This window comes from Geothrix oryzae, assembly GCF_030295385.1.
GTDB lineage: Bacteria > Acidobacteriota > Holophagae > Holophagales > Holophagaceae > Geothrix > Geothrix oryzae.
On record NZ_AP027079.1, the window covers coordinates 224,996 to 245,968 of the forward strand.

Consider the following 20,973-nt stretch of genomic DNA (forward strand, 5'->3'; position numbering starts at 1 on the left):
CGATGCCGGCGCCGCGCTGCCTCCGGGATTCCGATCACGGGCCGTGCCGGTCATCCGGGCGAAGCGAGTCCACGGTCCATCCGCGCGGGCCCGTGCCCCACGGGGATTCTTGGGGCGATTAAGCTGGGGGTTCCCGTTTCGGAGTCCTCGATGCCCTTGCTGTTGATCGCCCCGCCCGCCTTGATGGCCCAGGCCCTGCCCCCTGTCGCCCCGCAGGCTCTGGAGCATGTGCAGGATCTGCTGGAAGCCATTCCGGAGGCCCTGATCGACGGCAAGCCGGGCACCATGCGCGGGCTGGTGGCCAAGGCGAAGGCCGGATGGGACAAGGCCCGGCCCGAACTGCGCAAGGCGATGCCCGAGCCCGAGCTCATCTTCATCGACCGGCAGCTGAAGGCCATGCAGACGATGAAGCCCCGGGAGCAGGCGGTGGGCGCTCTGGGCATCTCGTCCACGCTGAGCCGCTTCCAGGGGAAGTCGCGCCAGCAGGACCTGCTGACGGCGGATCGGGCGACCATGCTGGCGTGGTGCGGCGTGGATGCGGGGCAGTGGAACCAGCTGCCCCGGGTGGCCGAGGCCTTCAAGCCCCTGATCGACCAGGACAAGGGCCAGCATCCCCTGGTCGTGGCGGGCATTCAGGAGGCGCTGAAGCGGTTCCAGGCCAACCAGCAGAAGCACCAGGCGGCCGGGGCCAAGAAGGCCCTGAAGGACCTCCTGGGTTTCGTGGACATGCTCGAGAAGCCCTGAACCGGTCGCTCCCCACGCAACGAGGCCCCCGACTGGGGGCCTCGTTGCGTGGGGAGGAGATTCCTACTCCCCCGCGGGCCGGTATTCATCGGCCAGGGTGACGGGCACCTTGGCCTTGATCTCCTTCTGGACTTCCTGGCTCATGGACTGGGCGCGCTGCTGCTTCCAGAGCTCCGGCAGCTGGGCCTTCACGGTCTCGAAGGGGGGGACGCCCTGGGCGCGGCCCGAGGCCTGGAGGAGGGCCACCCGCTCCTTGTAGAAGGCCAGGAGCTGATCGTCGGTGGGCTCGACCTTGGTCATGCGCTTCTGCATCAGGGCCTGGAAGTAGATGTTGGCCTGCTGCTGCTCCATCTGGCGCTTCACGGCAGGATCCTGGTCCAGGCCGGTCTGCTTGGCGTAGACGGCGATGGCCCTGGACATGGCGATGCGGCTGGCCAGCTGGGCGCGCTCGTCCCGGGCGGCGGGATCGGTCAGGAAGGTCTGGGCATCCTTGGCATCGGGCGACAAGGTCTTCACCACATCCTGGAATTCCGCCTCGGTGATCTTCTCGCCGCCGACATTGGCGATGACGCGGCTGGTGTCGGCCTTGCCCTTGCCGCAACCCACGGACAAGGCCAGCGACAAGGCGAAAGCCGACCCGGCGAAGAGGGCGGCATGATGGGTCAGCTTGGACATGGAATCTCCCCGAAGAGCATCAAAGGATCCAGAATGACAGGTCCGGGAGGATCCCATGAGCCGAATCGAAGACCTGGAAGCCCTGGATCTGGCCGTCTACGGGGCAACCTGGTGCCCGGATTGCCGCCGCCTGGAGGCCTGGCTGGCCGAGCACGGGGTGGCCCATCACAAGGTGGACATCGAGACCGAGCCCGGGGCGGCCGAGAAGCTGGAGGCCGAGACGGGCAAGCGGGCCATCCCGTTCGTGCTGGTGGACGGGAAGCGCTGGGTCCGGGGCTACCACAAGGAGCTGCCCCAGCGGCTGGACGGGGACCTGCTTGTGGAGGAGTTGCTGGCGGCCCGGAGCTGACGCCGCCCTGGACACGCGCTTGATGCTCACCGGTGCGGGGCCCCGCTCGGGCCAGCCCACTGGGCCGTCCGCTCGCGACCCGCATCCGGTTCGCGGGTCCGGGGCTACCACAAAGAGCTGCCCCAGCGGCTGGACGGGGACCTGCTCGTGGCGGAGCTGCTGGCGCCCGGCATTGACGCTGGATGGGTTAGGGTCTGGCCGGCTCCCTGCGGGTGGCCGGGGGGGCCGGTTCATGGCACCCTAGGAGGTTCTCCGGGAGCCGCCAGTGGCCAGCATTTTCTCCAGCCAGTTCTGGTCCAACATCTTCAATTCGGACCTTGCCATCGACCTCGGCACGGCCTCGACCCTGATCCATACCAAGCAGGCTGGCCGCATCGTCATCTATGAGCCCTCCATCGTGGCGGTGAACACCCTCACCCACGAAGTGGAGGCCGTCGGGGACGAAGCCAAGCAGCTGCTGGGCCGGGCCCCCCAGGGCGTCCGCACCATCCGGCCCATGAAGGACGGCATGATCTTCGAGGTGGACGCCGCCGAGAAGATGCTGGCCCAGTTCATCGCCAAGGCCCGGCCCAACCGCGGCATCGCCCGCACCCGCATCGTGGTGAGCGTGCCGCCGCGAGCCCACCAGGTGGCCCGCCGGGCCGTGAAGCAGGTCTGCTACGACGCCAAGGCCGGCGAGGTCTTCATCGTGGACCAGACCATGGTGGCCGCCATCGGCGCCGGCCTGGCCATCAACGAGAAGCGCGGCTGCATGATCGTCGACATCGGCGGCGGCACCACGGATGTGGCGGTCATCAGTTACAACGGCAAGGTCTTTTCGGATTCCATCCTCATTGCCGGCGACGAGATGGACGAGGCCATCATCAAGTACATCCGCGAGAAGTACAATGTGCTCATCTCCGAGGCCTCGGCCGAGGAGGTGAAGTGGACGCTGGGCTCGGCCTTCCCCTCGGAGCTGACGCGCACCATGGAGGTGAGCGGCCGGGACCAGTTCGAGGGCCTGCCGAAGACGCTCACCCTCAACGATGCCGAGATCCGCGAGGCCCTGGCCGAGCCCATCAACGCCATCATCGACCTGGTCCGCAAGGCCCTGAACGAGACGCCGCCCCAGCTGGCGGCGGATCTCATCGACCGCGGCATCTGCCTCACGGGTGGCGGATCGCTGATCCAGGGCCTGGACGAGCGGCTGCGCAAGGAAACCCACCTTCCGGTCTTCCGGGCCGAGGATCCTCAGACCGCCGTGGTGCGGGGCACCGCGCTGCTGCTGGAGAACATCCCGCTCCTGCGCCGCATCCAGATCCTCGACTAGCCGGAGGGCCCTGACATGCCCGTCCGCGCAGCCAAGTGGGGATGGAGCCGCACGGGGTGGCAGCGTCTCCTCATCGCCCTCCTCTGGCTGGGGCACGGGGCGTGGGCCCTGCTGGGCCCCAATCCGGGGCGCCACTGGAAGACGGCGGCTGATGTGGTATCGCGGCCCTCCCAGGGGCTGGCCTCCCGCTGGCATGCCTGGCGGGTCGCGCGGTGGGAGTCGGCCCGCAACTTGGCGGAGACCCGCGCGGAGAATGCCCGGCTGACGGCCGAGCTGGCGCAGCTCAAGACCCTCGCGGCCCAGGAGGCCCCGCGCCAGGTGGAGGCCGAGGAGGCCGTGCGCCTGATGGGCCTGAAGCGCCAGATCCCCCTCGACCTGAAGGCCGCGCGCGTCATCTTCAGCACCCGGCCCGCAGCCTTCGGCGGCCTGATCCTGGATCGGGGCCAGGACCTGGGGCTCGTGCCGGACCAGGGGGTGCTGGTGCCCGAGGGCATCGTGGGCCGGCTCTGGTCCGTGGGCCCGACGCAGTCCAAGATCCTGCCCGCGGACGCCCCCAATGCCTCGGTGGCCGTCATGCTCATGCGGAGCCGCGCCACGGGCGTGCTCCAGGGCCTGGGCTCGGGCCGCGCCACGATCCGCTACATCAGCAACCAGGAGGTGGTGCAGGTGGGCGAGGCCGTGCTCACCTCGGGGCTGGACCGGGTGTTCCCCCGGGGCCTGCTGGTGGGCTATGTGGCCGAGGTGACCCAGGGCGACCTGGAGCTGCGGGTGGTGGTGAACCTCTCGGCGCCCCTGGATCGGGCCTCCCTGGTGCTGCTCCTGCCCTCCCAGCCGCCGCTGGAGGTGCAGCCGCCCTTCGTCGCACCGGAACAGAAGCCGCAGCGCAAGCGGGGGACGCCATGAGGCCATCGGAGCCGTCCGTCACCCGCCAGAACCTGCTCTGCGCCGCCGCCCTGGGGCTGGTGGTGCTGTGCGCGCCCTTCCCGCCGCTGCAGGCCGTGGCCCACGCCATGCTGGTGCTGGCCCTGGCCCCCCGGGCCGGTTCGCCCCTCACGGGCGCGCTCTGGGCCGTCGCCGCGGGGTGGGCTCTGGAAGGCTCCCTGCGGCTGTATCCGCACCTGGGGGGAACGGCCTGGGCGGACCTGAGCCTGACCCTCCTGGCTGGCTGGATGGCCGGCCGCTGGCCGCTGGAGGGGCTGAAGGGCTGGCTGGCCCGACTGGCCTCCCTGCTGGTCCTGCAGACCTTCCTGGTCCATGGGGCCGTGCGCCTGGCCGCGGGCCCCCATCCCTGGGGTTACGGTTGGCTCTGGGCGGCCCTGAGCCTGCCCCTGTGGGGCTCGGCGACCTGGCGGCTCCTGCACGCCGGACCCTCGCCGCGGCTGCGCTGATGGACCCCCGGCAGCGCCCGACCCTGGACCGGCGCCTGGGCGTGTTCAAGGCCCTGGCCTGGGGCCTGGTGGCCCTGCTGGTGCTGATCTACGCCTGGCTGCAGCTGGTGCGGCACGGCGAGTTCAAGCAGCTGGCCCTCCAGCAGGCGGTGAAGGTGCGCCCCATCGCCGCGCCCCGCGGCCTGGTGCTGGACCGCAACGGCCATCGACTGGTGGACAATCGCCGGGCGCTCCACCTGGTGGTCCAGCGCGAGGACCTGCCTGCGCGGGCGGAGGTGGTGGAGGCCCTGGCCCAGGCGCTGGAGCTGGATCCCGCCGCCCTGGCCCGGAAGATCCAGATCTACCGCACCGCCGGCAAGGGGCGGCCCCTGGTGTTGAAGGAGAACCTGGACGAGGCGGGCATCGCGCTGGCGGAGCGGGTCCGCGCCCGCTTCCCCTTCCTCAGCGTGGAAGTGGCGCCCCGCCGGGTGTATCTCGGGGACGAGCTGGCGGGCCACGCGCTGGGCTATGTGGGGGAAGTGGACGAAGAGCTGATGAAGGCCAAACCCGGGCTCTTCCGCCTGGGCGAGACCATCGGCAAGGAGGGCTTCGAGGCCAGCGGCAATGACCGTCTGAAGGGCGTGGACGGCCAGAAGCGGATCCTGGTCGATCAACTCGGCATGGAAGTGGCGAATTTCGGCCAGGAGGACGCCACGGCCGGCCGGAGCCTCTTTCTCACGCTGGATGCGGGCCTCCAGAAGATCATGCAGGATGCCTACGGCGAGGAGGCCGGCGCCGCCGTGGTGCTGGACCTGCGGGACGGGGGCATCCTGGCGATGTATTCCAGCCCCTCGTACGACCCGAACCTGTTCCTCAACCGGCTCAGCCAGGACATGGTGGACCGCTACCTGAACAACCCCACGCGCCCCATGGTGAACCGGGCCATCCAGGGTATCTACGCCCCGGGCTCCACCTTCAAGCTGCTGGTGGCCCTGGCGGCCCTGGAGAAGGGCATCGCCACGCCCCAGACGGCGGTCTACTGCGCGGGCAAGAAGAACTACTACGGCCGCGACTTCCGCTGCGACAAGCCCACGGGCCACGGCAGCCTCTCCATGGTGCAGGCCATCGCCCAGAGCTGCGATGTCTACTTCTACGAGCTGGCCTCGCGCATGGACATCGATGACATCTACGCCACGGCGGAGAAGTACGGGCTGACCGAGCGCACGGGCATCGACCTGCCCCGCGAGAAGCGGACCCGCATCCCCAGCCGGGCCTGGAAGCGCAAGGCCCTGCCCAAGGACCCCAAGTGGTACGCGGGCGAGACCATCAGCGTGGGCATCGGCCAGGGGGCCGTGGGCGTGACGCCCATCGGCCTGGCGCGTTTCTACGCGCTCCTGGGCACCCGTGGCAAGCTCGTCACCCCGCATCTGTTCTACGGCTTCCGCGGAGACCAGACCAATGCGCTGGAGCCCGCGGCCGCGCCCCCCTTCAAGGACACCCCCTTGGATCCGAAGCACTGGGCGGTGCTCGACGAGGGTCTCCGCGAGGTGGTGCAGGGCGGGACGGCCGGCGCCAATCCCTTCATCCGCGAGATCGCCAAGCTGATTCCCTTCTCGGGGAAGACCGGCACGGCCCAGGTGGCCACCTTCGTCGACAAGGCCCACTACGCGCGGCAGGCGAAGAAGTTCAAGGACCACGCCCTCTTCGCGGGGTACGCGCCCGCGGACCGCCCCCAGATCGCCTTCGCGGTGGTGGTGGAGAACGCGGGCTTCGGTTCCACGGCCGCCGCCCCCATCGCGGCGAAGCTCGTGAAGTACTGGTTCATGGATCGCCTCAGCAACCCCCTGCCGCCGCCGCGGGGCCGCATGGTGGATCCCTTCGCCCCGGCGACGACGCCGGCCGCGCCCGCGGTCGAGGGGGCGGAATGAAGGAGCGCCTGCGCGCCCTGGACCCGCGCCTGCTGTGGGTGATCCTGGCCCTCACGCTGCTGGGCACGCTGACCCTGTTCTCGGCGGGACGGAACACGCCCCAGGCGGGCATCTGGCTCAAGCAGATGCTCTGGAACCTCATGGGCATGCTGCTCATGCTGCTGCTGGCCAACACCTACCCCCGGCGGATCTTCCGCTACAGCTTCCTCGCCTACCTGCTCGGCCTCGTGGCCCTGGCGGCGGTGCTGGTGGTGGGCAAGAAGATCGGCGGCGCCACCCGATGGTTCGTCATCGCCGGCCAGACCTTCCAGCCTTCCGAGCTGATGAAGTGGGTGACGCTGCTCTATGTGTCGCAGCGGCTGGGCTCCCGCCCGGTGGATTCGGTGGGCCGGCTGGAGCTGTTCGGCGCGGTGGGCCTGGTGGTCTTCCCCATGCTGCTCATCCAGCGCCAGCCCGACCTCGGCATGGCCCTCAGCTTCCTGCCGATCCTGCTGATCATCCCCCTGATGAAGGGGCTGCGCGCCCGCTGGGTGGCGGGGCTCCTGCTGCTGGTCGTGGTGGGCGGCTTCGGCGCCTGGAAGGTCGCCCTCAAGCCCTACCAGAAGCAGCGGGTGATGATCTTCCTGGACCCCTCCAGCGACCTCCAGGGCAAGGGCTACCAGGTGAACCAGAGCCGCATCGCCATCGGTGCGGGCGGGCTCATCGGGAAGGGGTTCACCAGCGGCTCCCAGACGCAGCTGAACTTCCTCCCGGTGAAGACCACGGACTTCGCCTTCAGCGTGTGGGCCGAAGAGCGGGGCTTCATCGGCGTGCTCATCGTCCTGGGACTGTTCGGTCTGCTGCTCAGCCGGATCCTCGACGCCGCCAAGGCCGCGCACTCGAACGCCGAGGCCTACTTCTGCGCCGGGGCCGCCGGCATCTTCGCCCTGCACCTGATGGTGAATGTGGGCATGGTGGCGGGGGCCCTGCCCAACAAGGGCATGGTGCTGCCCTTCTTCAGCGCCGGCGGCAGCAGTACCTTGAGTTTCTTTCTGGCCCTGGGCCTGATCATGGGCATCCTGCATCGATCGAGGGTGAAGTGATGGACCTGAAGAGGCGCATGAAGGACCTGGCGGACCAGGTGCGGACGCACCGGCACCGCTACTATGTGCTCGACCAGCCCAGCATCTCCGACGCGGAGTACGATGCGCTGGAACGGGAGCTCCGGGCCCTCGAGGAGGCCCACCCGGATCTGGCCGATCCCAACAGCCCCACCACCCGCGTGGGGGCGCCGCCGGTCGAGGCCTTCGAGAAGCGCCGCCATGGCACGCCGATGCTCAGCCTCGACAATGCCTATTCCGAAGCCGAGCTGCGGGAATGGGAGGTGAAATGGCGGAAGCTGGCGCCGGAGGCCGAACCGCGCTATGCCGCCGAGCTGAAGGTGGATGGCCTGTCCCTGTCGTTGCGCTACGAGGGCCGCGCCCTGGTCGAAGCACTGACCCGCGGAGATGGCGAGACCGGCGAGCTGGTGACGGAAAATGCCCGCACCATCGCGGACATCCCCCTGGCCCTGCCTGAAGAGGCACCGGAGCGCCTGATCGTCCGAGGCGAGGTGTTCCTTTCCCGCAAGCGCTGGGAGGAGCTGAACCGTCAGCGGGATGAGCGGGGCGAGGCCCGCTTCGCCAATCCCCGCAACGCCGCCAGCGGCACCATGAAGCTGCTGGACAGCCGGGAGGTGGCGGCCCGCGGCCTCTCCTTCCTGCCCTGGCAGGTGCTCCGGGAGGCCGGTGATTCGGAAGATCACGCCCGCGCCATGGCCCACCTCGCCGCCTGGGGATTCGGCAGGATGCCGGCCCACGCCGAGGGCAGCCTGGAGGCGGTGCAGGCCTTCATCGGCCTCCAGGCCGAAGCCCGCTTGAAGCTCCCCTTCGATACGGATGGCGTGGTGCTCAAGATCCTCGATCCCGAGGTACAGAGGCGCCTCGGTGCCACGGACCGCGTGCCGCGCTGGGCCATCGCATTCAAATATCCCGCGACCCAGGTGACCACCACGGTGCTGGGCATCACCTGGCAGGTGGGCCGCACGGGCAAGCTCACGCCGGTGGCGGAGCTGGAGGCGGTCGAAGTGGCCGGCTCCACCGTGCGCCGCGCCACCCTCCACAATGCCGACGAGCTGGCGCGCCTCGGGCTGAAGGTGGGCCATCGCGTGTTCATCGAGAAGGGCGGGGAGGTCATCCCCAAGGTGGTGGCCCTGGTGCCGGGCGAAGAGGATCGGGCCCTTCCCGCGCCGGCCATTCCAGCGGCCTGCCCGGTCTGCGGAGGCGAGGTGGGCAAGGCGGACGATGCCGAAGTCGCCATCCGCTGCCTCAACCCCGAGTGCCCCGCCAAGCTCACGGCCCGCATGCTCCACTTCGGCGGGCGGGCGGCCCTGGACATCGAAGGCATGGGGGAGGCCCTGGTGGAGCAGCTGGTGGCCTCGGGCCGCTTCGAACAGCCCTGGGAGATCCTGACCCTGCTGGACGAGCCTCGGCTCGGCTTGGCCTACCTTTCGGGCCTGGACCGCATGGCGGAGAAATCCGCGCAGAACCTCCTTGAGGCGCTCTCCGCCGCCCGGACGAAGCCCCTGGCCCGCTGGATCCACGCCCTGGGCATCCCCATGGTGGGTGCCCGGACGGCGGAGCTGCTGGCCGAGGCCTACCCCTCCCTGGGGGCACTGTGGGCGGAGGAGGAAGCCCGCCTGCAGGCCGTGGAGGAGGTGGGGCCCAAGGTGGCCGCGGCCCTGCGGGCCTTCGCGACGCTGCACCCGGACTTGCCCGGGCGGCTGGCCTCGCTGGGCGTACGGCCCGCGCCCCCGCCCGCGCGCGACCGGGGGGGCCTGCCGCTGTCGGGCGAGGTCGCCGTGGTCACGGGCACCCTGCCCACGCTTTCGCGGGAGGACGCCGAAGGCCTGCTGAAGGAGCTCGGAGCCAAGGTCACGGGCAGCGTCTCGGCCAAGACCACGGTGCTGGTGGCCGGGGAGAAGGCGGGATCCAAGCTGGCCAAGGCCGAGGCGCTGGGCATCCCCGTGCGGGACGAGGCCTGGCTCCTGGGTCTCCGGATGGCGCCATGAAATCCCTGGACGGAATCCGCACCTCCGTCCGATGATCGGGAATCCATCGTCCTGGAACCCCCGTGTTGACGCGCCTTGGGAAGTTCGAAATCGTCCGGTTGCTCGCCCAGGGAAGCATGGGTGAGGTGTATGTGGGCCGGGATCCGATCATCGGCCGCGAGGTGGCCATCAAGGTCATCCATCCCTCGGCCGGCATGGGGCCGGAGGCCCGCGAGCGCTTCGCCATGGAGGCCCGCGCCGCCGGGGTGCTGAACCACCCGAACATCGTCACGATCCACGAAATGGGGGAAGAGCAGGGCGTGCTCTACCTCGCCATGGAGCTGGTGAAGGGGGAGGACCTGGGCACGCTCATCCGGGCGGGCACCATCACGCCCCAGGATGCGCTCGAGGTGCTGGCCCAGGTCTGCGATGGCCTCGCCGTGGCCCATCGCCAGAAGGTGCTCCATCGGGACATCAAGCCCTCAAACATCCGCGTGGTCTGGGATGGGAAGAACCTCCAGGCCAAGGTGCTGGACTTCGGCGTGGCCAAGGTCTTCAACTCGGACGCCACGGACGAGGGCACGGTGTTCGGGACCGTGAACTACATGGCGCCGGAGTACCTCCAGAGCGGCCGCTCGGATCCCCGCAGCGACCTCTTTGCCGTGGGCGTGATCCTGTTCGAGGCCCTGGCCGGCGTGCCGCCCTTTGACGGTCCCAGCCCCGGCGCGGTGATCTACCGCCTGCTCCACGAGACGCCCCCCCTGCTGTCCCAGCAGGCCTGCCGGGGCATCAGCCGGGATGTGCAGGGCATCCTGAACCGCGCCTTGGGGAAGGACCCGGCGAACCGTTTCCAGACGGCGGAGGAGCTGGCGGCCGTGCTGCGCTCGGCCAAGGATCCCGCCTGGCGCTGGGATCAGGAGCGCCCCACCCAGGCCCACCAGGTCCGGCGCCCCGCGCCCGGGCGGGTACCGGCTCCGCCGACGCCTCCCCGGGGCCTGCCGATTCTCCGGCCCCCGGCATCGCGGTTGGAGGCTCCTCCCGCCGCCCGCGAAAGCGGCCGCGAGACTCCCCGGAGCACGGACGGCTCCCAGGGCCGCGCCGAGGTCCGCCGGGATGTCCTCGAGACCACCCGGCGCCAGTTGACCCAGGCCCTTGAGATCGATCCCGGCAATGCGGGCGCTCATGCCCTGCTCCTGGTCACCCTCTACCGGCTCGGGCAGCTGGACGCGATGATGCAGTGCCTGCGCCGGGCCCGGGACCGGGGCCTCCCGGCCTCGACCTTGCGGGGTGTTCCCCGGTGCGCCCAGCTGGTGATCGACGAGGAGCGCGCCTACCGCCTGCCCCTGGAGCTGCACCAGGAGTTCATGAGCTACCTGGGCGCCTGAGGTTCAGCGTTCCTGGATCCCGAGCAACCGCCAGTCTCCTCCCGCCTTCCGCCAATGCAGCCGGAAGCTGCGGCGGGAGGCGTCCTGGGGCAGCAGGCCGCCACTGCGTCCGGTGAGGACCAGATCCACCTCCTGGAAGGCGTCGTTCCCCTCCACGGCGACCTGGTTCTGCATCACGGTGACGCCGATCCGCTCCTGGCGGAAGGTGCCCAGGAGGAAGGCCCGGGCCATGGCCTTGTCCATGCCCTCGGGGCCCCGGAAGGCGGCATCCAGGGGCGCGGTCGCGGCGGCGGCATCTCCGGCCTCCACGGCGGCGCGGCAGCCCTCGAAGGCCTTCCGGACCTGCGCTTCGGGCTTGTCGGAGTGACAAGCCAGGAGGGTCAGCGCCAGCGAAACCGAAGCGATGCTTTTCCTCATGGCGGCACCCCATCACACTGAAGGATCACGGAAGGATGGTCCCATGAACCCCGAAGGCCGTTTCGATACCCGCTGCATCCATGCAGGCCAGGCGCCGGATCCCACCAACGGCGCCATCATGACGCCGGTCTACTTCACCAGCACCTACATCCAGGAAGGGCTGGGCATCAACAAGGGCTTCGACTACGCCCGCGTGCGCAACCCCACCCGCGACGCCCTGGAGGGCAACCTGGCGGCGCTGGAGGGCGGCGCCCACGGCATGGCCTTCGGCTCGGGCATGGCGGCGGTGCAGGCCATCTTCGAGCAGCTCTCCAGCGGCGACCATGTGGTGCTGGGCGACAATGTCTACGGCGGCACCTTCCGTCTGCTGGACAAGGTGATGACCCGCTTCGGCCTCTCGTACACCCAGGTGGATACCGGCGATCTGGCGGCCTTCCAGGCGGCGCTGCGTCCGAACACCAAGCTGGTGATGCTGGAGACGCCCACCAATCCCATGCTGGGGATCACGGATATTCCCGGGGTGCGGCGCGTGATGACGCAGGCGGGCTGCACGGCCGTGCTGGCGGTGGACAACACCTTCGCCACGCCCTACAACCAGCGGCCCCTGGAGTTGGGCGCGGACCTGGTCTTCCATTCCACGACCAAGTACCTGAACGGCCACAGCGACTCCATCGGCGGCATCGCCATCACCAACCGAGAGGACATCGCCGAGGGCCTGCGCTTCCACCAGAAGGCCGCCGGCGGCATCCTCTCGCCCATGGAGTCCTGGCTCATCCTGCGGGGCACCAAGACGCTGCACCTCCGCATGGAGCGCCACAACCGGAGCGCCCTCCAGATCGCCCGCTGGCTGGAGGCCCGCAAGGACCTGAAGGCCGTCTACTACCCCGGCCTGGAATCCCACCCCCAGCACGCCCTCGCCAAGCAGCAGATGAAGGGCTTCTCGGGCATCGTCAGCTTCGATACGGGCGACGCCGAGCGCACCCGGCGCATGGCCTCGTCGTTCAAGGTGTTCTCCCTGGCCGAAAGCCTCGGCGGTGTGGAGAGCCTCGTCTGCCACCCCGCCAGCATGACCCATGGCAGCGTGCCCGAGGCCGACCGCCAGCGCCTCGGCATCAACGACAACCTCCTGCGCCTCAGCGTGGGCGTGGAGGATGTCCAGGACCTCATCGAGGACCTGGAGCGGGTCCTGAAGGTCTAAAAGCAACCGCGGAACTCAGAGGGCGCAGCGCTTGCGCAGAGAACGCAGAGAAGAACCCAGAACCATTCTCTGTGTCTTCTGCGTGCCTTTGCGCCCTCTGCGTTCCAGCTCCCTGATGCTCAACCCAGGCCGTGCGCCTGGTACAGCTCGGGGTAGCTGCGGGGCTCGGCGCGGTCGGGGGCAAGGCCCAGGCCCTCCATGGCGGCGCGGATGGCCTGGGGCTCACCCTCCAATTCGAGGTAGCAACCGAAGGGCGTCTCGTCGAGGCAGGCTTCCAGTTCCGCCCGCTCCCACACGGCCCGCACCTTCTCCATGCGCAGGATGGGCTCGAAGCCGAGGGCGCGGAGGATGGCCTCCAGGGAGGGTCCATCCTCGATGCCGGTCTCGTGCTCGGGGCGGATCTTCAGGATCGGATCGGGCACCTTGGGGCCCTTCCAGGTCAGGCGGGACTGACCGGCGAAGGCGCGGGTGCGGAGGGCGGAACCCGCCGTTCGCAGCTCCCCGTTGCGATCCCAGAGCACGCTGGTTTCCGCCTGGGCGGGGACGGTCTCTCGGAACCCCAGGGCCTCCAGCAGGGGGCGGTACGGGCCGGTGGCCGGGATGCGCAGTTTCAGCTCGGTCTCCAGGGCGGGTTTGTGCTTCATCTCGGACCGGCCTTCCGTGGGGATGGGGCATGATGGTGCAAAGGCACCGGACCCCTTGTGATCCCCCAACGGTACATCATCGCCAGCCTCTTCATCGCCGCCATGCTGCTGCTCTTCGCGGTGGTGCAGGCGCCGCGCCCCGTGAGCGCGGGCGGGGTCACGGCGGTGGAGACACCCGCGCTCATGAACCTGGGGGGCTTCGAGGTCCTGGCGGAGTGGCGCCTGGAGGATGGCTGGTCCCCCCGCTTCCAGGGCGCGCAGGATCCCGACCAGTCCGAGCCCTGGCCCTTCGAGGGGGGCTTCGGCACGCCCTGGGAGCCGGCCTCGCCCTACCTCGCGGATCAGGGCCTCGCACTGAACGGCCCTGGAGGGCGCAGCGAAGTGGTGCTCTGGCGCGGCTTGGAATGGCGCCGCTACCGGTTCGATGCACCACTCTGCTCGGCGCGGCTCGATCCCGCCAAGGGCAGCCGCCTGCTGGTGACCCTGCAGATGGGTCCCGCGCGCTTCGAGACCCGGCTGCTGGAGATACCGGAAGGCCGGGTGATCTGGTCCACCCAGTCCGGTCCCTGGAGTCGCTTCAGCTGGGATGGGCGGGCGGCCCTCCTGGGGCTTCCCGAGCCCGCCGAGCCCCGGGGGGAGCCGACCCTGCTGCTCACGACCCTTCCTCTGGAGGCGGAGGCCACCGAACCCACGCTCGCGGCCTGGGATGAACCTGGCCTGCCGGCCCCGCCGCGGGGCCTGGCCACCAAGGTGGAGGCCCTGTCCGAGGACGGCCGGGACCTCCCCGGCGCCCGCCTCGACCTCCCCTGGCACGCCGGCGACCGGCTCTGGTTCCCCCGGGGGGATCGGCTGTGGCACGGCAGCGTCCAGGGCTGGACGGCCTGGTGGCTGGAAGGCGGACGCTGGCGCCGCCAGGCCACCGGACTGGGTCAGCTCACCGCCCATCCGCCGCAGCGCATGGCCCTGGTGGCGCCCCTGCCCGAGGAGGGCATGGCCCGCCGCACAAGCCCGTTGGCCAAGGTGGAATGGAGTCCCGTGCCGGAAGGAGCGCTGCCCTGGCCCGCCTGGGATCCGGCCTGGGCCTGGCGGGAGAATGGCGCCTTCGACGCCTGGGACCAGCGGTGGAATGAGAGCGCCCTGCCACCCGAACGCCAGCGCCAGGCCCTTTTCGAGGCGCATCGCCCTGATTGGCGTGCCGCGGTGAGTCTGCGGGCATCCGTGAAGGGGTGGCTTCCGCGGGGGCCCGAGGTGGCGCTGAGGGAACCCCTGGGGACGGCCTGGGTCTGGGTGGGCGACCGCGTGCTACTGGTGCGTTTGGTGGAGGTGGAACGGCTGCGCGTGCTCAAGAAGCTGCTGCGCTGAATCCTCGGGTTGCCGCGTCGATCGTTTGCGTTGGAAGTGCACATTTCTGGTAGCGTTGTGCCCAGCCACCTCTTTCTTCCTCCCGGCTTCCCGAGGTAACCGATGCCACGCCTCCTCCTCGTGGACGACAATCCGAGCATCCACCGCATTGCCGAATCCCTTCTGGCCCACACGGATGTGGAACTGGTCTGCGTCGATTCCGCGGCGGAGGCCCTGGATCGCATCGCACGCGGTGAGCGGTTCGATGTGGCCCTGGTGGACACCGCCATGCCCGGCATGGACGGCTGGACCCTCCTGGGCCGCCTGCGGGCCATGCCGGAGACCGCCCATCTGCCCATCGCCCTCATGGCCGGCGTCCTCGATCCCGTGGACCCTTCCAAGCTGGCGAAGGCCCCGGTGCAGGGCTTCCTGAAGAAGCCCATCGAACTGCGGGAGCTGGGCGACCGCGTGAAGGCCCTCCTGCTCACGCCGGTGGTGAGCACGCCCGAGCCTTCCGCCTTCACCACGGTCCCCGCCACCTCCGCCAAGGACCTGGTGCGGATGGCGGAAGCCTCCCTGCCCGAGTTCCGCCCGGAACCGGCGCCCGCGGAATCCCACCCGGCCCAGGATCTGGAGCTGCCCGTCACCGAGGACGACCTCCTGGTGCTCACCGCTGAGGACCTCTGGCCGGAGGAGGCCCCCGCCGCTCCCGGGGCCGATAAGGCCGAGGCCGCGGCGCCCGAGATCCATCTGGAACTCGAGGAGCTGGACCTGGAAAGCCTCCAGGACCTCGCCGCCGAGCCTGCGACGCTGGCGTCGGGGATGCCGGCTCCCGAGGTGGTCGAACCCCTGGCGGCGCACTCGGAAGCCCCGGCGACGCCCGATGCGGCGGTCCCTGCGGCGGTTCTGGCCGAGCTTCCCATCGATGAGGACGCCGTCACCCTCTCGGGGCTCGAGGCGCTGGATGTCTTTCCGACCGACATGGACCTGCCCCCCCTGCCCGAAGTGGAGCCCCCCGCGAAGGCGGCGGGATTCTCCGGGGGCATGGCGGCGGTGGGGGCCGCAGGTCTCGCCGCCGCAGCCGCGGCGCTGCTGGGGGAGACGCACGAGCCGGCCTTCGCCCAGGCCGTGACGCCGGTTCCGGCGGTCCCAGAATTGGCACCGGCACCGGAGCCGGTCGCCGAGCCCGCTCCCGAGCCCGCGTTTGAGCCCGCGACCGCGGCGGCCCCTGCCGCAGCCGGGCAGGCCCCTGCCGTTCCCGGTCAGGGCGCCGGCCAGCCCACCGTGCCCGCGGAGCAGGCCCAGGCCCTCGTCCAGGCCCTCCTGGCGGATCCCGTCCTGGTGGACGCCCTGGTCAAGGCAGTGGTCGCGCGCATGGGCGATCAGGTGGTCCGCGAGATCGCCTGGGAAGTCATGCCGGATCTGGCGGGAAGATTGCAGAGGTAGGCCCATGATGCGCCCGACCTCTCCGTCCCCCAGGCCCCTCCCATGATCACCGGCTACAACACGGATGTACGCCACGGGAACCGGGTCTACCATGTGCAGACGGAGGACAAGGGGCTGTCCAACCCGCGGATCGAGACCCTGATCTATGTGGGGGGCGAGATCCTCGACAGCTACCGCTCCTCGTACGAGGACCTGCTGAACAACCCTCCGATGGCGGAATCCGCCATCCAGAGCCGAATGGACGAGCAGCACCGGGCCATCATCCGCGACATCAAGAACGGCAAGTACGACCAGACCCCGCCGGACCTCCTGGAGCAGCAGGCTTTCAGCGAGCGGCCCCTGGACCAGGCCATCCTCGAGTTCCTGCAGCAGGAGGGGGATGTGGACACGCTGGAGCTGGTGCTGGATCAGCCCTTGAAACCGGCCTTCGGGGAGCTGTTCCGGGTGCAGGTGGCTGCCCGGTTGTGCCAGAGCCAGAGCCCCGTGACCGGGGCGGAAGTGACCGTCAAGCTGGTGTCCAGCCTCAAAAAGGCCACTGCCCTGATCTCCGGGCGGACCGACGAGGCGGGCCGTTTCGCCGGTCAGGTCCAACTGCCCTCCAGCCAGCCCGGCCACTGCGCGGTGGTGGTGAGCTGCGCCAGCGACCAGGGCTTCGATGAGGTCAAGGCGACCGTGGTGGCGGTCTAATTGGCGAAGAACTGATCTAGACATTTTCCCCTTGCGGCCTGATCTTCATTGCCTGGGCAGGGCCCGGGAGGGGCGATGGGCAAAGTGGAACCGGACCTGCTGAGCATCGGGGACATCTGCTCGGAGACGGGCCTCTCGGCCGATGTGGTGCGGGTGTGGGAGCGCCGCTACGGCTTCCCCATGCCCCTCCGGCTGCCTTCCGGCCACCGCCGCTACCGGCGGGAGGACCTCCACCGCCTGAGGCTCATGGCCGAGGCGGTGGCCCAGGGGCACCGGCCGGCCGTGGTGGCCCGGTCCTCGGAAGCGGACCTGAAGCGTCTGTTGGTCCCCGAAGGCCACCCCGTGGTGGAGGCGCTGTTCCTGGCGGTGGTGGCCATGGATACGGAGGGCATCCGGCGCCTGCTGCGGGAGGCCCTGGTCCGGCTGCCCTGGAAGCCCTTCCTCCAGCAGGTGGTGTCGCCGCTGCTGGACCGGGTGGGCATGGCCTGGGCCGACGGGAGCCTCGGCGTCCATCAGGAGCACCTGCTCACGGAGATCCTCGAAGACTTCCTCCGGGAGCTGAGGCAGGGCTGTCAGCCCCGGCCCGGCCAGGGGATCGTGCTGCTGGCCACCCTGCCCGGCGAACGCCACCGGCTGGGGCTGCTCATGGCGGCCCTGGCCTATGCCGCCGCGGGCCTGCGCACGGAGCTGCTGGGGGTGGACCTACCCGTGGCCAGCATCGCCCACGCGGCCCGCACCCTGAAGGTGGACCGCGTGGCGGTGAGCCTGTCCATCCAGAGTTCCGGGGAGACCGCCCGGCGTCTCCTCATGGACCTGAAGGACCGACTGCCCCGGGAGTGCCGGCTGCTCATCGGCGGGCAGGGCGCGGCGCGGACCCGGAAGATCGAAGGGGTGGAGCGCCGGTCGGGGCTCGAGGTGAGCTAGAAATCGGCTTCAGTCAGAAAAGCCGGAGTCGTCGGGCGACCACTGGCGGCGGAGGCGGTGCAGGAGCAGGCGCAGCTCCAGCAGCAGGGGCCGGGCCGCCAGGAAGCAGACGAAGCCCGCCAGGGGCACCGTCACCTTGAAGCCGATGTGCCGGAAGCCCAGGGCCCCCACCACGCCGCCCGCCAGGAAGGAGACCAGGATGAGCAGGAGCAGGCGCAGCTTCTGCCGGTTGGCGACGATGCGCTCGCGGCCGTGGCGATGGTGGACATTCACATAGGTGAGCCGGCTCAGCTCGATGCCGATGTCCGTCACCGTGCCCGTCAGGTGCGTGGTGCGCACGGCGGCGCCGGAGATGATCGAGGTCACGGCGTTGTGCAGGCCCATGATGAAGCAGAGCAGCATCACGGTGCTGGGCAGGGTGAAGCGGATCTCCTGCTGCAGCTGGTTCCCCATGAACCCGAACACCAGCATCAGCACGGCCTCCAGCACCAGGGTCAAGGCGTAGCGGCTGCGCATGCGGCGTCGCTGGCCGAAGCTGATGAGCGTGGTGCAGACGAAGGCTCCCGCGAAGAAGCTCAGCATCATGGCGAGGGCGGCCAGGGCGGTGGTGAGGTCGCCATCGGCCAGTTCGTCCGCCATGGAGGAGACCACCCCGGTCATGTGGGAGGTGTAGTGGCTGACGGCCAGGAAGCCGCCGGCGTTCACCGCCCCGGCCACGAAGGCCATGGCCCAGGCCAGCTGGCGATTGAGGGCCTCGGATCGGAGCGCCCCCTCCCGCACCAGCAGCTTCTCCTGGATGGGCAGGGTGGCCAGCGCGGTTTCCACCGCCGCCTGCAGCTGATGTCCGGCCAGGCGCTTCCCCAGCAGCCGCCGGATGTAGCGGGCTGCGATCATCTGGATGTAGCGGGGGATGCGGCGCATGACGGAAGGAGGTCCCCCTCCAGTAAATCATCCGGACGGGCCTCTGACGAATTCCGCCGGGTCGCCCCGGCTGGAGCGGCCCGTCCGGTTTGGATAGGGTGGAGGCATGCGTACGATCCTGCTCCTCCATACCGGCGGCACCCTGGGCATGGCACCCAGCGGGGACCCGGCCTCTCTCGCGCCGGGGCGGTTCCTGGACCACCTGCTGGAACAGGTGCCGGAGCTGGGCCAGATGGCGAAGCTCTCGGTGGAGGTGCCCTTCAACCAGGACTCGGCCTGCCTGGAGCCTTCGGACATCCTGACCCTGGCGGCCCGCATCCGCGCCGCCGCGCGGGACTTCAGCGGCTTCGTCATCATCCACGGCACGGACACGATGGCGTTCACGGCCTCCTGCCTGGGCTTCCTGCTGGCGGACCTGGGCAAGCCCGTGGTACTGACGGGCAGCCAGCGGCCCCTGGCCTTCGTCCGGAGCGACGCCCGCAGCAACCTGGTGAACGCCGTCGACCTGGCCTGCCGCGGCATCCCCGAAGTGGGCATCTGCTTCGGCACCCACTGGATCCGCGGCGTGGCGGCCGACAAGCTCAGCGTCCACCAGTTCGAGGCCTTCCAGAGCCCGAACTTGCCGCCCCTGGCCGAAATCGGGGCGGAGATCCGCCTGCATCCGGAAGTGGGCCAGTTCCTCCGTCAGGTCCCCGCGGGGCTGGGGGGTGCGTTCGACCTGAACATCCACACGGTCACGCCCCACCCGGGCATGGCCTGGAGCCCCGCGCCGGCGGGCGCCAAGGCGGTGCTGATCCAGGCCTTCGGCGCCGGCAACCTGCCCACGGGCCGCGCCGACCTGGAAGCCCTCTTCCGCGACGGCGAACGGCGGAAGCTGCCGGTGGTGGTGATCTCCCAGTGCCCCTATGGCGGCGTGGACCTCTCCGCCTATGAGCTGGGGCAGAAGATCCAGGCGTGGGGCGCCATCTCCGGCGGCCTGCATACCCGCTGGGCCGCCCTGGCCAAGCTCGGGCTGGTGCTGGGCGCCGGGGGGGGAATCGCCGAAGCGCGGGAGGCCTTCGGGATGGCGTGGGCCGGAGAGCCCATGCCCGGAGGATCGTGGCCGCAGGTCTGATCGGCGTGTGATTCCCTCCCTGTGGGGCCCCGCTCCACAGGCTGCCCCGCAGCCTGTTCCGCGACCCACAAGGTCGGGAGGGCCGGAGAGCCGATGCCCGAGGGATCGTGGTCGCAGGTCTGATCGGCGCGTGATGCCCTCCCTGCGGAGCCCGCTAGAATGAAGGTTTCCGGGATACCCACCACATGCTCGACGCCAACCTCCTGCGCAACGATCTCGACGCCGTGGCGGCCCGATTGGCCGAGCGCGGCTACACGCTGGACCGGGTCCGCTACCAGGAGCTGGACCAGCGCCGCCGCGCCGCCCTGCAGGAGGCGGAGGCGCTGAAGGCCGAGCGGAACCGCGTGAGCGAGGAGGTGGGCCGTCTCAAGCGGGCCAAGGAGAACGCGGACCACCTCATCGCCCAGCAGCGCGAGGTGGGGGACCAGCTCAAGGCGCTGGAAGCCGCCGAGCGCGAGATCGAGGCGGCCTTCAAGGACTTCCTCGCGGGCATCCCCAACCCGCCCCACGCCAGCGTACCCAGCGGCCGCGACGAGCACGCCAATGTCGAGATCAAGCGCTGGGGCCAGATCCCCAGCATCGATGCGGCCAAAGACCATGTGGAGCTGGGCACGACCCTGGGCATCCTCGACCTGGACCGCGCGGCCAAGATCAGCGGCGCGCGCTTCTCGGTCCTGAAGGGCCAGGGCGCCAAGTTGGAGCGGGCCCTCATCTCGTTCATGCTCGATCGCCAGACCGGTGCGGGCTACACCGAGGTCATCCCGCCCTACCTGGTGAACGCGGAGAGCATGTACGGCACGGGCCAGCTGCCGAAGTTCGAGCAGGACCTGTTCAAGACCCCCCATGGCGACGGGGCGCTGTATCTGATCCCCACGGCGGAAGTGCCCGTCACGAACCTGTACCGTGACGAGATCCTGGCGGCGGAATCGCTGCCCCTGCGCCACTGCGCCTTCACCCCCTGCTTCCGCAGCGAGGCGGGCAGCTACGGCAAGGACACCAAGGGCATCATCCGCCAGCACCAGTTCCACAAGGTCGAGCTGGTGACCTTCGCCGCCGCGGAGCAGGCGGAGGCGGAGCTGGAACGCCTCACCGCGGACGCGGAGGCCATCCTAGAGGCCCTCGGCCTGCCCTACCGCCGGATGCTGCTCTGCACGGGCGACATGGGCTTCAGCAGCCAGAAGACCTACGACCTGGAGGTGTGGCTGCCCTCGCAGAACACCTACCGGGAGATCAGCTCCTGCAGCTGGTTCGGCGACTTCCAGGCCCGGCGCGCCAACATCCGCGCCCGCGGCAAGGAGGGCAAGCCGGCCTTCGTGAACACCCTGAACGGCAGCGGCCTGGCCGTGGGCCGCACCTGGGTGGCCATCCTCGAGAACTACCAGCAGCCCGACGGCAGCATCCGGGTGCCCGAGGTGCTGCAGCCCTATGTGGGCGCGGCGGTGATCCGCTGAACCCGG

The 20,973-nt window shown here is 70.0% G+C and carries 20 protein-coding genes; 16 read left to right on the top strand and 4 right to left on the bottom strand.

Annotated features, from left to right (window positions below; all coding sequences use genetic code 11):
• Positions 1-150: 150 nt before the first annotated feature.
• A complete protein-coding gene (locus tag QUD34_RS00925) occupies positions 151-744 on the top strand; it encodes a hypothetical protein (protein ID WP_286354707.1) in 594 nt (197 codons plus the stop codon).
• Between the two features lie 63 nt (positions 745-807).
• Here QUD34_RS00925 and QUD34_RS00930 read toward each other — a convergent pair whose 3' ends face one another.
• The gene (locus QUD34_RS00930) at positions 808-1,419 is read right to left on the bottom strand and encodes a SurA N-terminal domain-containing protein (protein ID WP_286354708.1); all 612 of its coding nucleotides are present in this window, start codon (positions 1,417-1,419) and stop codon (positions 808-810) included.
• Between the two features lie 55 nt (positions 1,420-1,474).
• Here QUD34_RS00930 and QUD34_RS00935 point away from each other — a divergent pair, with 55 nt between their 5' ends.
• From QUD34_RS00935 to QUD34_RS00970, 8 genes are all read left to right on the top strand, one after another.
• Complete coding sequence (locus QUD34_RS00935; protein ID WP_286354709.1) at positions 1,475-1,768, top strand: glutaredoxin family protein; 294 nt, start codon at positions 1,475-1,477, stop codon at positions 1,766-1,768.
• A 265-nt stretch (positions 1,769-2,033) separates the two neighbouring features.
• Positions 2,034-3,077 (top strand): rod shape-determining protein, encoded by a 1,044-nt coding sequence (locus QUD34_RS00940; RefSeq protein ID WP_286354710.1) that lies wholly within the window; start codon positions 2,034-2,036, stop codon positions 3,075-3,077.
• 15 nt (positions 3,078-3,092) lie between these two features.
• On the top strand, positions 3,093-3,980 hold the full coding sequence (gene mreC, locus QUD34_RS00945) for a rod shape-determining protein MreC (protein WP_286354711.1): 888 nt from the start codon (positions 3,093-3,095) through the stop codon (positions 3,978-3,980).
• Positions 3,977-4,465, top strand: a complete 489-nt coding sequence (locus QUD34_RS00950; protein WP_286354712.1) for a hypothetical protein — start codon at positions 3,977-3,979, stop codon at positions 4,463-4,465. The genes mreC and QUD34_RS00950 overlap by 4 nt, the downstream gene beginning before the upstream one ends.
• Positions 4,465-6,372 carry a penicillin-binding protein 2 gene (gene mrdA, locus QUD34_RS00955; protein ID WP_286354713.1) on the top strand — a complete coding sequence of 636 codons (1,908 nt, stop codon included), beginning with the start codon at positions 4,465-4,467 and terminating at the stop codon, positions 6,370-6,372. The genes QUD34_RS00950 and mrdA overlap by 1 nt, the downstream gene beginning before the upstream one ends.
• Positions 6,369-7,454: a rod shape-determining protein RodA gene (gene rodA / locus QUD34_RS00960; RefSeq protein WP_286354714.1), complete on the top strand. Its 1,086-nt coding sequence runs from the start codon at positions 6,369-6,371 to the stop codon at positions 7,452-7,454. The genes mrdA and rodA overlap by 4 nt, the downstream gene beginning before the upstream one ends.
• Positions 7,454-9,460 carry an NAD-dependent DNA ligase LigA gene (gene ligA / locus QUD34_RS00965; RefSeq protein ID WP_286354715.1) on the top strand — a complete coding sequence of 669 codons (2,007 nt, stop codon included), beginning with the start codon at positions 7,454-7,456 and terminating at the stop codon, positions 9,458-9,460. The genes rodA and ligA overlap by 1 nt, the downstream gene beginning before the upstream one ends.
• 62 nt (positions 9,461-9,522) lie before the next feature.
• Positions 9,523-10,824, top strand: a complete 1,302-nt coding sequence (locus QUD34_RS00970; protein WP_286354716.1) for a serine/threonine-protein kinase — start codon at positions 9,523-9,525, stop codon at positions 10,822-10,824.
• Between the two features lie 3 nt (positions 10,825-10,827).
• Here the strand turns inward: QUD34_RS00970 and QUD34_RS00975 are convergent, their stop codons facing one another.
• A complete protein-coding gene (locus QUD34_RS00975; protein ID WP_286354717.1) occupies positions 10,828-11,241 on the bottom strand; it encodes a hypothetical protein in 414 nt (137 codons plus the stop codon).
• A 43-nt stretch (positions 11,242-11,284) separates the two neighbouring features.
• On the opposite strand from QUD34_RS00975, the gene QUD34_RS00980 reads away from it, so the two are divergent.
• Entirely contained in the window at positions 11,285-12,439 is a 1,155-nt protein-coding gene (locus QUD34_RS00980; protein WP_286354718.1) for a trans-sulfuration enzyme family protein, read from the top strand.
• 119 nt (positions 12,440-12,558) lie between these two features.
• Here the strand turns inward: QUD34_RS00980 and QUD34_RS00985 are convergent, their stop codons facing one another.
• Positions 12,559-13,083 (bottom strand): class IV adenylate cyclase, encoded by a 525-nt coding sequence (locus tag QUD34_RS00985; RefSeq protein ID WP_286354719.1) that lies wholly within the window; start codon positions 13,081-13,083, stop codon positions 12,559-12,561.
• A gap of 57 nt (positions 13,084-13,140) precedes the next feature.
• Between QUD34_RS00985 and QUD34_RS00990 the strand changes: the two genes are divergently transcribed.
• The 4 genes from QUD34_RS00990 (at position 13,141) to QUD34_RS01005 (ending at position 17,481) form a co-directional block, all read left to right on the top strand.
• Positions 13,141-14,445 carry a hypothetical protein gene (locus QUD34_RS00990; RefSeq protein WP_286354720.1) on the top strand — a complete coding sequence of 435 codons (1,305 nt, stop codon included), beginning with the start codon at positions 13,141-13,143 and terminating at the stop codon, positions 14,443-14,445.
• Between the two features lie 102 nt (positions 14,446-14,547).
• The gene (locus QUD34_RS00995) at positions 14,548-15,870 is read left to right on the top strand and encodes a response regulator (RefSeq protein WP_286354721.1); all 1,323 of its coding nucleotides are present in this window, start codon (positions 14,548-14,550) and stop codon (positions 15,868-15,870) included.
• A gap of 42 nt (positions 15,871-15,912) precedes the next feature.
• Complete coding sequence (locus tag QUD34_RS01000; RefSeq protein WP_286354722.1) at positions 15,913-16,557, top strand: RomY N-terminal domain-containing regulatory protein; 645 nt, start codon at positions 15,913-15,915, stop codon at positions 16,555-16,557.
• Between the two features lie 75 nt (positions 16,558-16,632).
• On the top strand, positions 16,633-17,481 hold the full coding sequence (locus QUD34_RS01005) for a MerR family transcriptional regulator (RefSeq protein ID WP_286354723.1): 849 nt from the start codon (positions 16,633-16,635) through the stop codon (positions 17,479-17,481).
• A 9-nt stretch (positions 17,482-17,490) separates the two neighbouring features.
• Here the strand turns inward: QUD34_RS01005 and QUD34_RS01010 are convergent, their stop codons facing one another.
• A complete protein-coding gene (locus QUD34_RS01010) occupies positions 17,491-18,402 on the bottom strand; it encodes a YoaK family protein (RefSeq protein ID WP_286354724.1) in 912 nt (303 codons plus the stop codon).
• A gap of 106 nt (positions 18,403-18,508) precedes the next feature.
• Here QUD34_RS01010 and QUD34_RS01015 point away from each other — a divergent pair, with 106 nt between their 5' ends.
• Both QUD34_RS01015 and serS read left to right on the top strand, forming a co-directional pair.
• The gene (locus tag QUD34_RS01015) at positions 18,509-19,516 is read left to right on the top strand and encodes an asparaginase (RefSeq protein ID WP_286354725.1); all 1,008 of its coding nucleotides are present in this window, start codon (positions 18,509-18,511) and stop codon (positions 19,514-19,516) included.
• Positions 19,517-19,701: 185 nt separating this feature from the next.
• Complete coding sequence (gene serS, locus QUD34_RS01020) at positions 19,702-20,967, top strand: serine--tRNA ligase (RefSeq protein ID WP_286354726.1); 1,266 nt, start codon at positions 19,702-19,704, stop codon at positions 20,965-20,967.
• Positions 20,968-20,973: the final 6 nt, after the last annotated feature.

Coding starts and splice junctions, on each gene's coding strand:
- QUD34_RS00985 (WP_286354719.1), bottom strand. CDS start 13,083: ATGAAGCACAAACCCGCCCTGGAGACCGAGCTGAAACTGCGCATCCCG.
- QUD34_RS00980 (WP_286354718.1), top strand. CDS start 11,285: ATGAACCCCGAAGGCCGTTTCGATACCCGCTGCATCCATGCAGGCCAG.
- serS (WP_286354726.1), top strand. CDS start 19,702: ATGCTCGACGCCAACCTCCTGCGCAACGATCTCGACGCCGTGGCGGCC.
- QUD34_RS01005 (WP_286354723.1), top strand. CDS start 16,633: ATGGGCAAAGTGGAACCGGACCTGCTGAGCATCGGGGACATCTGCTCG.
- QUD34_RS00925 (WP_286354707.1), top strand. CDS start 151: ATGCCCTTGCTGTTGATCGCCCCGCCCGCCTTGATGGCCCAGGCCCTG.
- QUD34_RS00975 (WP_286354717.1), bottom strand. CDS start 11,241: ATGAGGAAAAGCATCGCTTCGGTTTCGCTGGCGCTGACCCTCCTGGCT.
- rodA (WP_286354714.1), top strand. CDS start 6,369: ATGAAGGAGCGCCTGCGCGCCCTGGACCCGCGCCTGCTGTGGGTGATC.
- mreC (WP_286354711.1), top strand. CDS start 3,093: ATGCCCGTCCGCGCAGCCAAGTGGGGATGGAGCCGCACGGGGTGGCAG.
- QUD34_RS01010 (WP_286354724.1), bottom strand. CDS start 18,402: ATGCGCCGCATCCCCCGCTACATCCAGATGATCGCAGCCCGCTACATC.
- mrdA (WP_286354713.1), top strand. CDS start 4,465: ATGGACCCCCGGCAGCGCCCGACCCTGGACCGGCGCCTGGGCGTGTTC.
- QUD34_RS00950 (WP_286354712.1), top strand. CDS start 3,977: ATGAGGCCATCGGAGCCGTCCGTCACCCGCCAGAACCTGCTCTGCGCC.
- QUD34_RS01015 (WP_286354725.1), top strand. CDS start 18,509: ATGCGTACGATCCTGCTCCTCCATACCGGCGGCACCCTGGGCATGGCA.
- QUD34_RS01000 (WP_286354722.1), top strand. CDS start 15,913: ATGATCACCGGCTACAACACGGATGTACGCCACGGGAACCGGGTCTAC.
- ligA (WP_286354715.1), top strand. CDS start 7,454: ATGGACCTGAAGAGGCGCATGAAGGACCTGGCGGACCAGGTGCGGACG.
- QUD34_RS00995 (WP_286354721.1), top strand. CDS start 14,548: ATGCCACGCCTCCTCCTCGTGGACGACAATCCGAGCATCCACCGCATT.
- QUD34_RS00935 (WP_286354709.1), top strand. CDS start 1,475: ATGAGCCGAATCGAAGACCTGGAAGCCCTGGATCTGGCCGTCTACGGG.
- QUD34_RS00930 (WP_286354708.1), bottom strand. CDS start 1,419: ATGTCCAAGCTGACCCATCATGCCGCCCTCTTCGCCGGGTCGGCTTTC.